We start from the raw sequence: 1493 nt of genomic DNA, 5'->3' as shown, positions 1-1493 counted from the left end.
TTCCTGCACAATCCGATAGAGATTGACCGGTAATGGTTCTGGTAATGAATCAACCCCATCGTCTATCTGAAGCTTAAATCGGGTTTCTCCACCAGTGCGCTGATTCCAGCTTTTTATCAGTTTTTCCAGACTTCTTGTCAGTCCCAGTTCATCGACATCAGCTGGACGCAAACGGGTTAATAATCCACGCAAAGCGGACATCATATGAGCCGTTATATGACTGATACCTTCGGTTTCACTGATAATTGAAGGACAGTCCTTACGTGCAGTCTGACTGATAGAAGTAGTTAAAGCATTAATACCGGCGAGACACTGACCAAACTCATCGTGTAGTTCTCGACTGATATAACGATGTTCTTCCTCCTGTGCATTAATCAATTTCAGTGCGAGTTCACGGTTCTCATTCATAATCTCTTGCTGAGTGGAGGCCAGCGCATTGATCGCTTCGCTGGTGCGGCGCCATTCGCCTATTTCAAAACTGGGGATACGAGTCTGCAAGTCCCCCTGGCGCATTTTTTCCAGACCACGAACGATAAGCTGTGCCGGGTGCAGCATCCGATGAATGGTCATAAACACCAATAACGATACGGCCAGAATACTTACCGATAAAATACCGAACACCGCACGCAGATTACTCCAGGCACGGGCAATCTCAGTTTCCATATTCAGCGAAACAATAATGTTGCCATAGGTGATGGCATTAAATGAAAACCGCCGACTGGCTTCATAGTTTGGTTGGAAAAGTTGTTGATAAAGCTCACCAAACCACTGTGGCCATCGGGTTTCATCATGCACAACTTCATTACACAAACTGCGGCGACGACTTTCCGTACGTGATAAAAACTGTACACACGAGCCAGGCACGCCATTCAGTTGCTGCAAAATATTGGAATCCGGGAAAGCTATCGAGTAATCATAACGGGAGAACATTTTCAGTAACTGCTGAGTAAGTTGTTTTTCAATACGCAAAGCAGTCAGATCGGCCTCCAGTTTGGCTTGCTGATCGGTCTGATAAAGCACATAACCCGCACTAACGACCAGACAGACAAAGCCTATCAGCATGATTCTAAAGAAAAGCTGTAGTCTGAGATTCATCATGTATCCATCTAAACAATCGCTATAGTCTAGGCGCAGATATAGGCTCTGCAAAGCTGAACCACAGTTAACGGGATATTTGCCCGATGTCCATGGGCAAATATCTGATGTGTGATACTGGCTTTCACTGTTTAATAAACAACATTCTGCAAGTAAAGCTGATACAACATTTTAAGTGCTTATGGAGTATTTATTTTAAATCTATTATTAGTTAGCTGGTTTCACATTTTGATATTCAGTGATAAATTCCTGTGATAACAAAACCTAGGGCTTGTTTATCTTTCATCTCCGCCTCTGTTGTGAGCTGAAAAAGCGTCAATCAAGGCACGAGGAGCGCCTTTTAGTTATTCTAAATAAGCAACGAGCAACGCAGAGTGGCGCTTTTTCAGTCACAACCC

At 43.9% G+C, this 1493-nt stretch carries 1 protein-coding gene; it reads right to left on the bottom strand.

The features are described from left to right. Positions 1 to 1098, bottom strand: a 1098-nt coding sequence (locus B3182_RS13690; RefSeq protein WP_292753125.1) for a histidine kinase, incomplete at its 3' end; no start/stop codon positions are given. Positions 1099 to 1493 lie beyond the last annotated feature (395 nt).

This window comes from Methylophaga sp. UBA4204 (assembly GCF_002379485.1).
In the GTDB taxonomy this organism is placed as follows: domain Bacteria; phylum Pseudomonadota; class Gammaproteobacteria; order Nitrosococcales; family Methylophagaceae; genus Methylophaga.
Note: the sequence above shows the minus strand (reverse complement) of the source record. Positions and strands in the feature narration are given on the sequence as shown.